Here is a 15,311-nt window from a genome sequence, read left to right on the forward strand (position 1 = left end):
GAGGAGACGATGCCGCTGAATGTCGATCCGGCGCAACTCGTCGATGTGGCCTCGAAGCTGGCCGCACTGGCGCGTGACACCGGAGCTGGCTTGCCGAACGGTTGGGTGCAGCCCGCGGGGGCCGACCCCATCTCCGGGGCACATGTGCCACGGCTCAACGCACAGGCCGCCTCGCTGTTCAATGGCGTCCTCGGCGTGCTCAATGAAGTGCAGCGCCACGCGCACCACGTCGGCGGCGCGGCAGCCGATTACACCGCGACCGATGATCAGAACGCGCGCATTATCAATGGCAGCGGCGCGGAGATCCTCGCCAATCCGGTAGGCGAGGTGCAGGAATTCGGTCTCCGGCAAGCGCCGACCTTCTCCCTGCCCGCCGCCACCGGATCGGTCGACCCGCTCACCTTCGCGAAGCAATTGCACACCGGCCCGGGTCCTGGCCCGGCGACCAGCTTCGCGGCCGATATCCGCAAGTACACCGGCGGGTTCCACGCCGCGGCCGCCGAAGGTGTCGACGGTGCGGCCACGCTGATGCAGAACTGGACGCCGGTCGGTAGCACGGTGGCCGAGCACCTGACCCAGCATCGGAATTGGCTGGGCCAGCTCGGCGCCGGATTGGGGGCGCTGGCCGACAATGTCGACGCCTACAGCAATGCGTTCACGGTCGCGAAGGCCAAACATCCGACACCCGAGGAGATCATCGCGGCCCGCAAGCGGTTGCTGGCCGCGATGAAATCGAAGAACGAATTGGCGATCCAAGCGGCGCTTGCCGAATTCCAGGAGCAGAACGCCCGCTCTGCCGAGGCGATCACCGGCTACACCACGACTGTCAACTCCAAGGTTCCCGAGGATGGTACGAGCGACACGGGTGGCAGCGGCAAGGGCAGCAGCAGTGGCAGCGACTCGAGCAGCATGCTGTCCCAGATGCTGCCCGCGATGATGCAGGCCATGTCCTCGGCGGCCAGCATGGCTCAGAACCAGGACACCTCGGATCTCGGCGTCGATGACGAGTACAGCGACTATGGATACGACGACCTCGGTATTCCCAGCGGCCTCGGGTCGTCGCTGGCCTCCGGGGGAGCCGGCAGTTCGATCTCGGGCGCCGGGATCCCGGACATCACCGGGGCGAGTACCTCGATGTCGGTGGGCGCCATGCCGATCGTCGCGACCGCTGGTGCGGCATCGAACACCCCGGTCGGGATGGCGCGGACACCAGTCATCGAGCCGCTGTCGTCCGCGTCGTCGGGCGCGGCGGCGGCCGCGCGCGGTGCCGGTACGGGCACCGGGATGATGCCGTATATGCCGATGTCCCCTGGTATGGGCGGTGCCGGTGGCAGCGGTAACGAACGCAATCGGGTGGTCGCCTGGCATCCCGATCGGTTGATGTACGTCGACGACACCCCCCATACCGAACAGGTCATCGGGGAACGGCCGACGATCGCCCCGACCGTGACACCGCCGACGCCATCGCCTGGCCAGGGCCCGACTCAATCCGGAGGTTCCGTGTGAGTGATATCCACCCCGATGTCCAGGCGGCCCTCGACGCCGCCCGTGAGTTGCGGCATCGAATTGCCGATATGCGTGAGCGAATCGACGGCATCCGTGCGCGTCGGCCCTCGCCCAGCGGTGCGATCATCCCCGAGGTGGATGCGATGGGCCGGCTGACGGATCTGTTCATGGCGCCGGGCACCGTGGACCGGCTCACCAATCAAGAACTGGTCACCGAGATCATGGCGGCCATTCGGGAAAGTACCGCTGACGCGGCACGGCAGTACCAGAGCGTGATGGAAGCGGTGCCGCCGCCCGAGCCGTTCGAGTCGACCGGTCCTTCGGGGCCGGTCGGGCCCTCCGTGCCGCCCCCGGCGACAGCGGGTGCGGTGCCGTCATGACAGAACCCGGTGCGGTCACCGTTGCCGATACCGTGCGGTGGCTGCACGACGAGGGCCTGGTCCGGTTGGCCGGTGTCGCGGAACGAATGCCGAGTCTGGTGGCCGCCTACACCGTCGACGTCGCGACCGGAACTGTCGTCGCCCATCCAGCGACCGGTGTCGGTGTCGGATCGGATGTGGTGACTCTCGGCGCCGACGATCTGCCCTATCCGGTCGGCACCGCCAAGCGCTTGGTGATCGTGGGTGTCACCACAGCCGAGGCATTACTGGTTGTCGACCTGGCGACCGCATTGACGATCGCCGTCAATGCCGATCGACCGGAGCTCGCGGCTCGGGCCTGGGCGATGCAATTGCTGCTCAACTCCGAGATCACGGTGACCACAAATAGCGCCGATATCGCGATCGCGAACAGTCCGCGCTGCCGCCAAAGTTTCATCCCCGGTGGCGGCGCGACGATCATGAATATCGACGACGCGCGCCCACCGATCACGACGGTTACGCTCAACCCGACGAACGAAGGGCCGGATCATCTCGATGTCGCCCCGGACGGAACCGCCGAGATGTACCTCGGCGCTCGATTCTGGCAGCTGCGCCAGATCATGAGCATCGATGATGCCGCGTGGAGTGCGCTGGCCACACGACTGGACGCACCCGATGAGGATCCGTCCGTGCGCAGTGCATCCTCGAATCGTCAATCTGCCGAACGACTTTAGGAGGGACTCCGTTGACCGAGCCACATTCGGACGAATTCGACGTGGACGAGGGGGCACCGGCTCCCGACTGGCGGAGCATGGTCTATGAAGTTTTCAATCCCGACCACACCTGCGGCGTCGCCTGCGACCGTGACGGTGAGATCGTCGGGCTGCACATCACCGACGACGCTCGTGACAACGGTGATGCCTGGTTGGCCGCGGAGATTCTGAAGCTCGCGCGCTTGGCACATATGAAGTCCCGGGTCGGCCTGCGTGCCGAAATGGAGTACAAAGGCACGCGTTCCTACACCATCGACTCGTTCGATCTGCCCACCGAAGCCTCGTTCCGTGCCATGGTGAATGCCGAATTCGGCGCCACCAGCTGAATCGAAATAACCTCTCAGACGGGATGCCGACATGGTGGATATGGACGAACCGCACGAAGTGAACGCTGCGGCAGGCAGATTCGCCGGAGCCATCGAAACGGTCTCGGACCAGGTTTCCGGGACCGTCTCGGATCTGGTCCTGCACCATCGGCCCGAATCGGACCTCGACCGGTCGCTGGACGCGCACCGGCAGGAGATCGTGACAGCGTTCGGTCACGCTGTCGCGGCCAATAACCACGGTGCGCGAATCACCCACACCGCGACGGTGAGCACGACGAATGTCCTCACCGATGCGGATGCGACGGGCCGGACGTACGTCCAACGCTACGACTCGATCTGATCACCGGATGCCACCGGAGCACGAAAGTCAATACTGGGACAGGATAGTCCGGGACAAATGGCCGGAGGTTCCGCCCGGCGACTGGAGCGAACTGGAAAACACCTCGCGTGACGGCGCCGCGGCGTTGGACACGCTCGGCGCCGAACAAGCCCGCCACGACTTCGACAATCGGGTCCGCGCCAGCGAGGGGCTCGAGCCCGTCAAACAAAATATGCTCGAGCAGCGCGGGAATCCGCAGGCCTTCGCCGACGCGCTGGATGCCGCGGCCGGTATCTTCGGGTTCTTCTCCGATCTGGTCTATCGCACCCGCAACAAGATCCTCGACATCGTCGAGGAGGCCACCGCCAAGATTCAGCAGGCGTATCAGGCCGCCGCGAACGACGAATCCGATGACGAGGCCGAACGTGAGGCCAAGGCGGACGCCTTGGACGCCCGCGTGAAACGGATCATCGCCGAGGCCCGCGACGAGGTCGACGATGTGGTGCGGAGCGCGCAGACTTCGATCGGCCCGACGATCCTGCGGGACCTGGAGCGCATCAAGGATAAGCTGCGGCAACCGGGGCCAGGGAACCCCGGCGGTCCACGGCTGCCGGAAGGACCGCCGGGACACCGGCCTGCGCATCCACACCTGCCCGGCCCGCAGCACGAGATCGGGCATCCCGTGGCTGGACCGAACCACCAATACCCGGTTCCGCTGGGCTTGGGTCCGCAATTCGATGTGCCGGTGGGGGATCCGTTCGACCAAGGCTTGCCGGGACGCGGGCCGACGGACCTTCCGGTCGAGTCGCCATCGCGGGGCACGCCGACGGATGCGCCGACCACCCCGGGTATGCCGCCCGTGGTTTCGGCCCCGACCTCGACTCCGGGTGTCACCACGGGCTATGCACCGACGGTGCAGCCGGACGGTGCCGATCCAGGTGCCTCCACAACCGGCGTCCCGTCGCGTGCGCCGTCCACGACCAGCTCCGGTGAATTCCAGGGGCATACCGATTCCGGTGCGCCTGGCGATACGGCCGCCGATACCAACGATTCCCAGCAACACGGGGAATCCGGCACGGCCGCAACCGATTCCGGTCACGGCTCCGATTCCACCGAGATCACGCGGGAAGCTGCGTCGACCAACTCGGCAGGTCAGCTGACGCCGATGCTGCCGACGATCCTGCCGCCAGCGGCCGGTTCGACCGGAATATCCGCGCCGCCATCGTCGGCGCCGCCGGTGTCGGCACAGTCCTCGGCGCAAACGTCGGCGCAACCCCCGGCAGCGCAGTCGCGGCCCGGTTTGGAAAACAAAGCCCCACAGGTCGATTCGCGCGCGTCGGGGTCCCCGGCCCCGAAGATATCCGCCGGTCCTACCGGGCCGGTGCCGAGCGCGGCCGCCCAGCCCGCGAAATCGGGTTCGCCGCAACGTGATCCGCATGCCGCGGACGGGCGGCCGGATACCGGCGGCAGTGACGAACTGATCCGCGATGTCGTCGGTGGTGCGATGGTGGCCGCCGCCGCTCCGACCTTCATACTCGGCGAGCGCGTCGACGGTGATCTCGTGCTGGCCCGGACATTGCTGGGCGGTGTACTGGCCGTGGTCGATTCGTCGGTGATCGGCCTGGAGTGGGCAGTGTCGATAATGCGGCATTCCGGCGGCGTCAACGCGTTCGTCACCTCGAATGAGGGCCGCAGCTGGCTACCTGCGGGCCTGTACCTTCCGCGTGAGATTTCGACGCCTTGGATGTGGGAGGTCGCGGACAACGCATGGGAAGGCGTGTCCGATCCGGCGCGGGTGCTCGCCGAATTCGGTGCGGCATGGGGACGCCGGACGGGTGCCAAGGTGACCGCGATCGTGTCGTCGCAGCCGATCGATTCGGCTATGCGCGCCCAGATGCGTGAGGTACCGATGGAGGGGCCGGTATCCGCCTCGTCGGCAATGGATTTGAGCGCGGCGGCAGCGGGTTTGGCGGATCGACTCGGCCTGGTGGCCGCTCAGCAGTTACTGGATCGGGTCGGAAAGGTGCCGGCGCAGGGGATCCGATCGCGCTGCATCGACCTCGCCTGGGATGCGCATCGGCGAGTCGGACAGGCGGGTGCGCCGGACTCACTGGGGCTGCCGCACCTACGCCAGCGGATCCTGGAGGCGATTCGGCAGCGCCGAGAGGTGTCCGCCGACTGGTGGGACGAACTGCGTGATGCCGACGATCTGCTCGCCGCGTCGATGCTGTCGCACCGGGCCGACGTATCACGAGTCACGTTGGGGGAGTTGCGATCCGACGCCAGCGGGCGGTCGGCGACAGAGGCGATGCTGCTGCGCACGATGGTATTCGAGCGCCGCTGTGACGAACTGGCGCTGCTGCTCGCGGAGGAGCCGAATCGGCAGCGCTTGCGCGATGCGGTCTACGCCCACGGCCAGATCGTCGATCATCCGTTGTTCGTGGACACGCCACGCGCACCCGCCGCAACCACCGCCGCTCGGCGACCGACGATCAGCACGGGACCGCCACGTCAGTCGTAGTCGTCGTACTCGTCGTCCTCGTCGACCGGGGCGGGCTGCTGAGCGACTTCTGTGTCCGGTTCCCGAAGGCTGGGCGCGCCCGGCAGTAGATCCTGCGCATCGGGCATGCGGCCGACGATATCTTCGATCGGGCCGATGGTTTCGCTGACCCGCTGATGCGCCAGCCGCGCGGCCTCCCGGGCTGCTTCGGTGACAGCCCGGCCGAGATCCGCCGCCGCGCCACGCAGTGCCTGCGGCTCCAATCGCACGTCGGTGACAATTCCGGACTGGTCGACCGTTACCTCGACCGAACCGTCGCGCGAACTGGCCTTGGCGCTCATGGCGGACAACTCGTCCCGAATTTCGGCGAGCTGTGCCCGTTGCTGTTCGTAGTGCCACTGCTCCATCAGTTGTTGTCTACCTCGAGTACCGGCTAGCCCTCAGCGCTTTCCGCGCATCGTCACAACGATTTCGGTTCCAATCGCAAGCGGCCATTGCCCACCACGGCAGCACCGCCGCAAGCAGCGCGGTTCCGTCGTCGGCGGCGCACTTGTAAGTGAGCTCGATAACGCCTCCTTTCACTTCGGCAGGATCGCCGTTGACGGATGCGATCCGGCGGGCGACGGTATGAGCGAGTGCCATCATCTCGCATCGGGTACGCACAGCGCATGATGTCCGGACATCATGGCCGCGATATCGGTCCGAATCTTCTATGGTCATTTGCGGATCCGCGAGCTGGGTCAATAACCGGTCGGCGTTGTCGCGGGCGCCGCTTCTCCGTTGATCGGTCAAATCATCGTCCTCGCTGTGGCGGTAGCGCTGGTTATGGCGTGTAGTTTTCATGTGGACGGCTGGTGTCCACCCCGTGCCTCGGGAGAGCGGCGAGGACCGCATCGCGAAAGTCTTCATACGTGCCGTCGCTCATGCGGACCGACTGCAACGCCTCGAAGATCGCATCCGCTCGGACTCCACCGAAGGTGCCGTAGTCGTGCGGCTGGGCGCCTATGCCCACACCCTCCGCGACCTGATTCGTCATCGCGGGGACCTGCCAACCGAAAGTGTCGTAGTGCTGTTGCTGGTATTCATGCAGCCAGTCCTCAACCCTGTTGACGTCCTCCAACTCCTTGGCATAAACAACCATGCTGTTTGTACCCAGCTGTGTTGGGCCGCCTACTTCTGCCGCATAAACGCCCGGGAATTGATCTGGACGGTCGATTATCTCGTGCACGATCCCGCGCATGAGAGCCGGGGCCGAATCGCCCCGTGCATTTATGAACACGGGGTAGCCACCGTCGACGGGACCAGCGTCCATGCGGTGGTAGGAGAGAAATCCGATGTCCCATGGATCTAGCCTGCCTGCATTCTCGGGGGTGAGAATCTTGTGAGATCCCCGCATATCCTGTATCACTGCCCGCTGGCTGTCCGGCGCGCGGTTGCGAAGAATATCTCCCAATTCGCGGACATAGGCGTACGGATCGGAAATAGTTCTGATCTCGGGATCGGCGTGAATTTTGGCGAAGACATCGTTCCGAACACCGATGGAATCCTGATCCAGCCAGATCTGCTGGAGAAACTGCTCGAGGTTCTCGCGAGACAACGGTGGCGCTTCGAGTCCGCGTACCTGGTACGAGAGGTCTCGCACTGCCATGAGTCCGTCGAAAGAAATGTCCGGGTCCATGCTGTAGACGAATTCCGTCAACGGCATGTCGGGCCGGAGGGCTTGATGCAATTCCTCGAACGACATGTCCGGCCGTATGAGCTGCGAGAACTCCTCGGGCGACAGATCGGGCCTTACCGCCTGATGGAAATCCTCGAGCGACATCTGCGAACGCAGGACCTGATGCAATTCCTCCAGTGTGCGTGGTTGGTCGAATACTTCGGGGAATTTCCGCACGGCATATTCGAGTACGTCCGCATCCGGATGCCCCGCTGGCCACAGGTCGCCCGCAGCGGGCGATGCTTCCTCGCCGAGCGGCGGCACCGTCCGCTGCGGATCCCCATCGCCTCGGGCGTGGTCGGGTGGCGGTGTCGTCTCTTCCTCACGTGCGCGCTGGGGCCCGACCTGTGGGTCGTGCTCAGGGGGCACCGTTTCTTCGGTGCGCGGTGAGGCAGGTCGTTGTGGCTCGGCCGCGTCTCCTTTGCTCTGGGGGTGTTCTGGCGGCGGTGTCTCTCCGTTACGCGGGACTGTGCGGGCTGGGTCGGCGGGACCTCGTTCGCCCTCTGTGTGCTCTGGTGGCGGAGTTGCTTCTTCGTTGGGTGCATGCGGGGGCCAGACCCGCTTGTCGCCCGCTGGAGGTGCGGTCTCTTCGGTGGTTGGTCGTGCCGTCGGCTGTGGCTCGGCTGGTTCCTTTTCACCTTGCGTGCGGTCGGGGCGCGGCGTCGCTTCCGGCGTTCCGGGCTCTCGAGGCGGGAGATCTCCGTCGGAGTCAGGACGTGGAGTGGCGGGTTCGCCGCCGGCCGGATCACCTGGTCCGGGGGCGTTGGCGTCCGGACGTGGTCCCGTCGTGCCGGGCGGGTGCGGCCCGGATCCGCCTGGCGGCGTGGTGTTTGTCGGCGGTGTGACGGTGCCGGGTGGTGTGACGGTGCCGGGTGGTGTGACGGTGCCGGGTGGTGTGGCGGGGCCCGGTGGTGTGGTGGTGCCCGGCGGTGTGGTGGTCCGGGGGACGTAGCCGTCCCGTGGGACATCGCCATCCCGGGGCACCGCGCGAGGAGTAGACGGAGGTGTTGCGGGCGGTGTGGTTGGGGGAACGTAGCCGTCTCGTGGGACGTCGCCATCCCGAAGTGGCGTCGGAGGCGTGTGCGGTGCTGTGTTGGTGGGGGACGTGGTCGCTGGTGGGGTTGTCGACCGGTTGGTGGAGTTGGTGCGGGTCGGCACGGCCCGTGGCGGCAACGGCCGGGCGAAGACGGTCGCCGAACCGACGAAGCCGCCGACGAAACCTTGGATCACGGCGGTTCGTAGTTCGTCGGCGTTCGGGATGTGCCCGGTGACAACTATCCCCGCGCCCGCGCCGGCGATCGCGCCCATGAATCCGCCGACTCCGCCGATCAGCACCCCCGCCGTGACGTGCGCGCCGTAGCGGACGACATTGGACTCCGACTTCCCGGCGACCTTGCCGAGGAATTTGTTGATCCCTGGCGCGAAGCGCGAGGCGAATCGCGCTCCGGCGGCGCCGCCGACGCCGCCGATGATCGCGGCGTCTTCGACCATGTCCCAGTCCATCTTGTCGCGGTGGTGCAATACCTCTTTCTGGTAGAACTGGGCACCTGCATTGACTGCGGCAGCGGTACCGGCACCGAGTGTGGCCCCGATTGCGGTGGCCTTGGCCAGCGGTAAACCCTTGCGTTTGGTGGCACAGTCCAGTCCGACCTTCTTGACCCGGCCGTAGTACCGGCGAGAGCTGGCGGTCCAGGACGCATCGGCCGCCGCCCGGTCCTCGGCCGCCTTGACAACGCCCGGCGCGGACATCAGCGCATCCACCACCAGCTGCGCCAGCAGCGCGAATCCGGTTCCGATCACCTGTAGCTTGGTGAATTCGCAGTCGTTGGCCTTCTGATAGCACTGCTCGGCCATGGAGTCGCAGTACTCGGCCTGATTGCGCAGATCGTCGCCCAGCTGCACATTCCTGGTCGCCTTCGTGTCCGCGCTGTAGCCGTGGAGGGCGGTCTTCTCCGTTTTGCTCGCCGCATCGTGTCGTTTGCCGAGCTGGCGGCAGCTGTCAGCGGTCGCCTTCCAGCCGTCACCTTCGCGGCGCAGCGCGTCTTCATCGCAATCCGGCCAGTACCCCGCCAGGGCCTCGACCAGCCACTTGGGAAATGCCGCAGGCAGCGTCAGTGTCACAGTGACGCACCAGGTGTGGCGGCCTGCTCCTCGGGCATTCTCGAAACCTCGGAAGCGATGTCGGCGACAACGGACTCGGTGACGAATGCACGACGTGCCGCCGCGATCAGGTCGTCGGTGATGTCCGGATGAGCAAAGGCAATGGTGATCAGTGCCGAGTCGGTGTTCGGTCCCAATCCCACATGCATCCGCAGCGGTCGACCGCCGACAGCCGCGGACAGTTCGGTTTCGAAGGTGCTGTGCCGCGCTTCGGCGGTGTGTCCACCGCCGAAGCTCACGGCGTCGCCGGCTTCCGTGCGGTCTCGATCAGCAAGCGGTGCAACACCTTTGCCGGCGGCGCTGCCTCGGAACCGTTTATCTGGACCTCGGTGAACGCGTCCGCCACCGCCATCCCGGGGTCGAAGCGGCCGTTGTGGAAGGCGTAACCGCTCAGCTGGGCGCGCCATTGCTCGTATTCCGAATTCGACTCGGTGACCGTCTTCTCGCGCGGTGCGGTGCCCCGGGTGCGCGTGAACTCGGCTATCAGCGCGTCCTGAGCCGCCTGCCTGGCGCGGAAGCTACCCGCGACATCGAGTGCGTGTCCGAGTTCGCGGACCATTGTCGAATACACCGGCCGCCGGTCCGAACCGCGCGCGAGTTTCCCGGAATGCGTTGCGGTGCGGACATATTCGGCGAACACACCGGGATTGCGGGCGACTACGGTGTCGAGCACGATGCGACGGGTGAACGGCTCGGGGCCGGCGGCCCCCGCGACCCAATCCCATTCCAGGCGGGTGGCGGCGTCGGCCGAGTCGGCGATCGCTATCTGTCGCAGATCGACATATGGGTACTGGGTGAGTACATCGTCGAGCGCCGCCGCGACCTCCCGGATCGTGTACCCGTCGACGCTCGGATCGTCGAACCCGACGAGCTCGAGATCATGCCGATCGGCCAATGTCCGTGCCAGCAGCGCGTTTTCACCAGCGGCCACACCATCGGCCGCCCACGGATGACGCGCGCCGGATTTCGACTCGGCGCCGAAGGCCTTGCCCGCCGCCTTCGGCGCCGGACGGGCGTATTGCTGTTGTTGGTCCGGCAGGTGCGGTGCGGACATCCGCGGCGGCGTACTCGACGGTGCCGAAACCTGCGGCGCGTTGTTACTCGGTACCGACGTCTGGGCAGGTGCGGCGGCCGCAGCCTTCGGCGCGCTGCCATCTGGCGTGGAACCGCTACCGGACGTACCTCTCGACCACGGTGTATTCGCTTGCTTGCGGTCGGCGGCCGCGGCGTCGGCGGTTGGTTGGACAGCCGTCGGCTGCGCCGAATTGCCCGTTGTGGCGGTCGATTCCGGTCGCGAGTCGGATGTGTCGCGGGTATCCGGCGAGCCCGCGCTGTCACCGAACGGGCTGCCCTGCCCGGGCATGCCGTTCCCGTTCATGCCGCCCGGGATGGTCGGTGCGGTGGCCGCAGGAGTGGGCGATGCGCTGCTCGAGGTATCCGGTGTCGTCGTCGAAGTCGGCGCGGAGGAATCGGCCGGGTTGGGTTGCGATGCCGAAGACGATCGCGTGGCGTCGGGCGTGGTGTTCGTTGCGATCGGAGTCTGCTGATCCTGCGGGTACGGATCGGTCGGTGTGGTCGAGCCGACATTCTGGCTGCTGGGTCGCGACTGTTCCCCGGTGTCGCTGATCGATCGCGCGGATTCGCGATCCTGGCGGTCGAAGCTTTCGACGAGGTCGCTGACGATCTTGCCCTCTTCGCGCAGGCTCGCGACCGTCTTCGCCAGGCTTGCGATTCCTTTGTCCCTATCCGGCACATAGGTCTCGGCGAACGCCTGCCCGGGCGCATCCTTGCCCCAGGGTTCGCCTTCGAGTGCGGCCTTCAACTGATCGAGCACGCGCTGCGCGTCCGCGCCGATATCCTCGAATTCCGGCACCAGTGCACGAAGTCGTTCCTCATCGACTTCCAACGACTGCGCCACCGGGACTCCTCACGCCTGCTGCAGTCAATTCTCACGCGCTCTACGCAATCTTCCCAAGAGTGGGAATGCTCAGTCGGTGCGCGAACCGTCGTTCTCGGCGGATTCGCGGGCGTCGCGCCAGCTCGGCGCCCCCGGTACCAGATCGGGCAGGTCCGGCATGAGCTCGGCGGTATCGACGATCGGTGCGATAAGCGCGTCGTGTTGCGAGCGCGCCGACCGTGCCGCAGCCTGCGCGGCCTCGACAATCGCCCGCCCGACATTTTCGGGCTTCGCGCGCATCGCCTGCGCGGTCAATCGAACGTCGGTGACTACCCCCGCGCCATCCACGGTCACCTCGACCAGCTGATCGGATGAACTGGCCTGTGCGCGCAGTGCGTCCACTTGTTGCTGGATCTCGGCGATCTGAACCTGCTGTTTCTCGTAGACGTCCATGATGTAGTCGACCTGATTGCGCATACCGTTGTTCGCCGACCGCAGGCCTTCGAGCTCCCACTGATCCATTGCCGTCTCCCACTGGTTCATCGCTGTTCTCGTCGCGGTCCGGCGCCCGTCCGGCGGATTCGTCAGCGTCACGGTGCGCCGATTATCGGCCGACTTCCCGGCAGGTGGGGATTCCCCACCAGTGGGAAGGATCGACAATGGAGATCGGCGGCGGGAAAGGATCTGATCGAGCAATGCCGGACAACAGCATGAATATCGACCCGGATGTCCTGCGGCAGCTGGCGCTTCAGCATGAGCAGGTCGGGCGCGATACTCTTGCCTGGTCGGAGCCGCCGCAGGCATGGCTGGACAGCTTCGAGTCCACCTATGGCACCATCGCCGATCCCGTTCGGCAGGCGCTGGTGAAGTACTACGGTGCCCGCGAGCGAGCCGGTAAGGCGCTCGCGCAGGAGCACTTCAACACCGCGAAATCGCTTCGGGACTCGGCGGATTCCTATGAAAACGTCGACAACGACATAGCGTCGAACCTTCGAAATATCGGAAACGACTTCGGGGGGCCGCACAGCGGTCCGACGACGAACGGCGTGGATCCGAATACCCAGTACACCCCGCCGCCCGGCGGCCCTGGTGGTGGGCCCGGCGGCCCGGGAGGTGGACCGGGAGGCGGACCAGGCGGGGGGCCCACGTCGACCGATACCCCGATGGCGCCCGCGGCAACGAACGGTTCGACACCGGCGAGTGGCGGCCCCGGCGGCGGTCCTGGCGGCACCTCCGGTACGCCCGGCGCGGTTTCACATCCGGACCAGACGAGTCCGGGAACGTCCGGTGTGACAGCCGGAACCACACCGCCGCCGGGACCGCCCGGGCCGATCGGGTCCGGGCCGGGCGCGGCGCCGGTGTATGCCGGTTCGGCGGACGATCGCGGTTCGGGCCAGCCTCCGGCCGGGCCGACCGCGGCCGCGAACGGCATCCCCATCCCGGTACCGGTCAGCACACCGTTCGGATCCGCCGTCGCCGCCGCGAAGGATAAGGAAGCCGAACCGGCCTATGTGGTCGGCAATGCGGTGAACGACGATCTGGTCCTGGCCAGGACCCTGCTCAGCAGTGTGCTCGCGGCCGTCGACTCGCCGGTCGGCATGGCCTGGGCCGTCGCGGTGATGCGCGGTCCGGCCGGTGCCGGGGTCTTCATCACCTCGAACGAGGGCCGCGGCTGGCTGCCTGCCAAGCTCTTCCTGCCACGCGAAGTCTCGACGCCTTGGCTGTGGGATGAAGTGCTCGGTCCCGACAGTGGCAGCGCGTCCTGGGAAAGTGTGTCGGATCCGGCCCGAGTGCTGGTCGAGTTCGGCCTCGCCTGGGGGCCCAAGGCGAACGCGAGCCTGTCCGCGCTGGTCTCCTCCGGCCCGATCGATCCCGGTCTGCGATCCCAGTTGAGCGAAGTGGCGATGGAAGGACTCGTAGGCCCGACATACGACGTCGACTTGCGCGAATTCACCCCGGATACGGCGGACCGGCTCGGTCTGGTCGGTTCCCCGACCGCGCTGCAATCCGTTGCGAGCGTTTCGGATCAGCAGGTGCGCGAGCGCTGTGTCCAATTGGCGACGGATGCGCACACCCGGGTCGGGCGGTCGGTGGTTGCCAGCGCGGATGCCGCCGGGGCGCGGCAACTGCGCGAGCGGATCCTCTCGGCCGTGCAGGCCGGGCAGAACGTGTCCCGGCAGCTGTGGGACGAACTGCGCGATGCCGACGATCTGCTTGCGGCGTCGATGCTGTCGCGTCGCGTCGATGTGGGGCGGGTCGGACTCGGCGACTTGCGGATCGACACCGAATCTTCCGCTCTGCGCGACATGATCTTCGAGCGTCGCTGCAACGAGTTGGTGTTGCTGCTGGCCGAAGAGGCGGAGCGGCAGAACCTGCGCGATGCGATCTACGCACACGAGCAGATCGTGGAACATCCGCAGTTCGTGGAGGTCCCGGCGGCGGTCTCGGTCGGCGAGGACGAGCGGGTCTCCCGTCCGGCGGGTGCGGTCGGTGCGCCTGCCGTCAGTGCGCCCGCGGTCAGCGCTCCGGTCACGGCCGGACCGCCGGCCGGCGCCGTGGTCACGCCGAGCTCGCCGCCGGCTGTCGTGGCACCGGATCGGCAGTGATATGGCAAGACGGTGATTGGCTGCGCGCCGGAGTTGTACGGCGCAGTCTTGCCCTAGCCGACCGAGTACTAATCGGTATTCCAGGTGGGCGCGCCATAGACCTTGAGTTTTTCGATGCCTTGATCAGCGGAGAAGCCCATTCCGACGAATGAGTAACGCAGTGTCGCCCCGCACGACTCCGCTGCCTGGGCGAGGGCATCGACGGCATGGGGGGTGCCGTGGTGTCGGGATGCGAGTTCACGTGCAAGCCCGGTCATGTCGTGTTCTCGCGCACCTACGTCGAGTCCGAAGACGGGGGCGCCGGAACCGCGTGCACACGAGATGAAGAAGTCATATCGGTGCAGCTCGGCCGCGTCGGCGCCACACCGAACCAGCTCGGATAACACTTCCCAAGCCGGATCGCCGAAGTAGCGGACCATCTTCATCGGCACGGCGACATCGTCGTACCGGGCCTTCAGGTAGAGCTTGTGGATCACTTCACCGTGCGCGTCTACCTCGATCGTGGCAAAAGTAGGCTTGAAGAGCTTCTCCTCGACGGGTGCGGATGCGAATCCTACGAAGTCCGGCCATGTACTGCACAATTGGCGCACTGCCCCAGGCACGTTCAAGCCGCAATACATCTTGAGACGGGCCGCATGATGCGGCGCCGCCGTGTCATGCGCAATTCCGATCCACGCGGCGCTGCCCGTCGAAACTTTGGTTGGATCGGGATACAACGTCGCGACGAATGACCGAAACAAGTCGACGACCGTCTCATCTCCCTTCGGCAACCATCTGACAAGATCCCCGATCGCGGCGAGTTGAGCGTCGGCGCGAGTGCCGATCTCCATGTTCTGCGTCGCGGCCTCGGTGGTATAGCGCAGGACAGGCGTGAGCTTGCCGCGGCCACCGGTCACACTGACTTCGAACGGAATACCGGACTTGGTCAGGAGGCTGGCTCGGCGTCCATCCGGCCGCCGCGCATCCAGCTGTCCGCCGCAGGCGAGTTCCATCACGGCGCGGATGGTCGCTGGGTCACAACGCAGCGTCAACCGCTCAGCGAGGTCGACCAGGAATTCTCCGGCAGCTCCCATACCGACAATCTCTCCTATTCCGGTCGACATCCACTCGTCCCGATCCCATCCTTCGCAAATGTGACGTGCGTCGGC

General features: G+C 66.3%; 14 protein-coding genes. 7 read left to right on the forward strand and 7 right to left on the reverse strand.

Annotated features, from left to right (window positions below; all coding sequences use genetic code 11):
- Positions 1 to 9: 9 nt before the first annotated feature.
- Genes ACQPYR_RS12340 through ACQPYR_RS12365 form a run of 6 tightly spaced genes read left to right on the forward strand, consistent with a single transcriptional unit; the run spans position 10 to position 5,804 of the window.
- Complete coding sequence (locus ACQPYR_RS12340; protein ID WP_433631308.1) at positions 10 to 1,506, forward strand: PPE domain-containing protein; 1,497 nt, start codon at positions 10 to 12, stop codon at positions 1,504 to 1,506.
- Complete coding sequence (locus tag ACQPYR_RS12345) at positions 1,503 to 1,886, forward strand: YbaB/EbfC family nucleoid-associated protein (RefSeq protein WP_433602239.1); 384 nt, start codon at positions 1,503 to 1,505, stop codon at positions 1,884 to 1,886. Before ACQPYR_RS12340 ends, ACQPYR_RS12345 begins: the two co-directional genes overlap by 4 nt.
- On the forward strand, positions 1,883 to 2,599 hold the full coding sequence (locus ACQPYR_RS12350; protein ID WP_433602241.1) for a hypothetical protein: 717 nt from the start codon (positions 1,883 to 1,885) through the stop codon (positions 2,597 to 2,599). Before ACQPYR_RS12345 ends, ACQPYR_RS12350 begins: the two co-directional genes overlap by 4 nt.
- Positions 2,600 to 2,610: 11 nt before the next feature.
- Positions 2,611 to 2,964, forward strand: coding sequence for a hypothetical protein (locus tag ACQPYR_RS12355; protein WP_433602242.1), 354 nt, complete (start codon positions 2,611 to 2,613; stop codon positions 2,962 to 2,964).
- Positions 2,965 to 2,995: 31 nt separating this feature from the next.
- A complete protein-coding gene (locus ACQPYR_RS12360; RefSeq protein ID WP_433631311.1) occupies positions 2,996 to 3,304 on the forward strand; it encodes a hypothetical protein in 309 nt (102 codons plus the stop codon).
- Positions 3,305 to 3,311: 7 nt separating this feature from the next.
- Positions 3,312 to 5,804 carry a hypothetical protein gene (locus tag ACQPYR_RS12365; RefSeq protein WP_433631314.1) on the forward strand — a complete coding sequence of 831 codons (2,493 nt, stop codon included), beginning with the start codon at positions 3,312 to 3,314 and terminating at the stop codon, positions 5,802 to 5,804.
- On the opposite strand, the gene ACQPYR_RS12370 is transcribed toward ACQPYR_RS12365, so the two are convergent.
- The 6 genes from ACQPYR_RS12370 to ACQPYR_RS12395 form a co-directional block, all read right to left on the reverse strand.
- A complete protein-coding gene (locus tag ACQPYR_RS12370) occupies positions 5,795 to 6,190 on the reverse strand; it encodes a YbaB/EbfC family nucleoid-associated protein (protein WP_433631317.1) in 396 nt (131 codons plus the stop codon). The two genes, ACQPYR_RS12365 and ACQPYR_RS12370, sit on opposite strands and share 10 nt — an antisense overlap.
- Positions 6,191 to 6,200: 10 nt before the next feature.
- Positions 6,201 to 6,626, reverse strand: coding sequence for a hypothetical protein (locus tag ACQPYR_RS12375; protein WP_433631320.1), 426 nt, complete (start codon positions 6,624 to 6,626; stop codon positions 6,201 to 6,203).
- Complete coding sequence (locus ACQPYR_RS12380) at positions 6,607 to 9,621, reverse strand: T3SS effector HopA1 family protein (RefSeq protein WP_433631323.1); 3,015 nt, start codon at positions 9,619 to 9,621, stop codon at positions 6,607 to 6,609. The genes ACQPYR_RS12375 and ACQPYR_RS12380 overlap by 20 nt, the downstream gene beginning before the upstream one ends.
- Entirely contained in the window at positions 9,618 to 9,899 is a 282-nt protein-coding gene (locus tag ACQPYR_RS12385) for a hypothetical protein (RefSeq protein WP_433631325.1), read from the reverse strand. The genes ACQPYR_RS12380 and ACQPYR_RS12385 overlap by 4 nt, the downstream gene beginning before the upstream one ends.
- A complete protein-coding gene (locus ACQPYR_RS12390) occupies positions 9,896 to 11,578 on the reverse strand; it encodes a hypothetical protein (RefSeq protein WP_433631327.1) in 1,683 nt (560 codons plus the stop codon). Before ACQPYR_RS12390 ends, ACQPYR_RS12385 begins: the two co-directional genes overlap by 4 nt.
- 69 nt (positions 11,579 to 11,647) lie before the next feature.
- Entirely contained in the window at positions 11,648 to 12,100 is a 453-nt protein-coding gene (locus tag ACQPYR_RS12395; RefSeq protein ID WP_433631330.1) for a YbaB/EbfC family nucleoid-associated protein, read from the reverse strand.
- 152 nt (positions 12,101 to 12,252) lie between these two features.
- Between ACQPYR_RS12395 and ACQPYR_RS12400 the strand changes: the two genes are divergently transcribed.
- Positions 12,253 to 14,163 (forward strand): type VII secretion target, encoded by a 1,911-nt coding sequence (locus ACQPYR_RS12400; protein WP_433631333.1) that lies wholly within the window; start codon positions 12,253 to 12,255, stop codon positions 14,161 to 14,163.
- Between the two features lie 68 nt (positions 14,164 to 14,231).
- On the opposite strand, the gene ACQPYR_RS12405 is transcribed toward ACQPYR_RS12400, so the two are convergent.
- Complete coding sequence (locus tag ACQPYR_RS12405; RefSeq protein WP_433631335.1) at positions 14,232 to 15,158, reverse strand: hypothetical protein; 927 nt, start codon at positions 15,156 to 15,158, stop codon at positions 14,232 to 14,234.
- Positions 15,159 to 15,311 lie beyond the last annotated feature (153 nt).

The sequence above is a fragment of the Nocardia sp. CA-120079 genome (assembly GCF_050955745.1).
Lineage (GTDB): Bacteria > Actinomycetota > Actinomycetes > Mycobacteriales > Mycobacteriaceae > Nocardia.

Bases quoted from the DNA above. Each gene is read 5' to 3' on its own strand.
- ACQPYR_RS12340 (WP_433631308.1), top strand. From the start codon at position 10: ATGCCGCTGAATGTCGATCCGGCGCAACTCGTCGATGTGGCCTCGAAG.
- ACQPYR_RS12350 (WP_433602241.1), top strand. From the start codon at position 1,883: ATGACAGAACCCGGTGCGGTCACCGTTGCCGATACCGTGCGGTGGCTG.
- ACQPYR_RS12360 (WP_433631311.1), top strand. From the start codon at position 2,996: ATGGTGGATATGGACGAACCGCACGAAGTGAACGCTGCGGCAGGCAGA.
- ACQPYR_RS12365 (WP_433631314.1), top strand. From the start codon at position 3,312: ATGCCACCGGAGCACGAAAGTCAATACTGGGACAGGATAGTCCGGGAC.
- ACQPYR_RS12370 (WP_433631317.1), bottom strand. From the start codon at position 6,190: ATGGAGCAGTGGCACTACGAACAGCAACGGGCACAGCTCGCCGAAATT.
- ACQPYR_RS12375 (WP_433631320.1), bottom strand. From the start codon at position 6,626: ATGAAAACTACACGCCATAACCAGCGCTACCGCCACAGCGAGGACGAT.
- ACQPYR_RS12395 (WP_433631330.1), bottom strand. From the start codon at position 12,100: ATGAACCAGTGGGAGACGGCAATGGATCAGTGGGAGCTCGAAGGCCTG.
- ACQPYR_RS12400 (WP_433631333.1), top strand. From the start codon at position 12,253: ATGCCGGACAACAGCATGAATATCGACCCGGATGTCCTGCGGCAGCTG.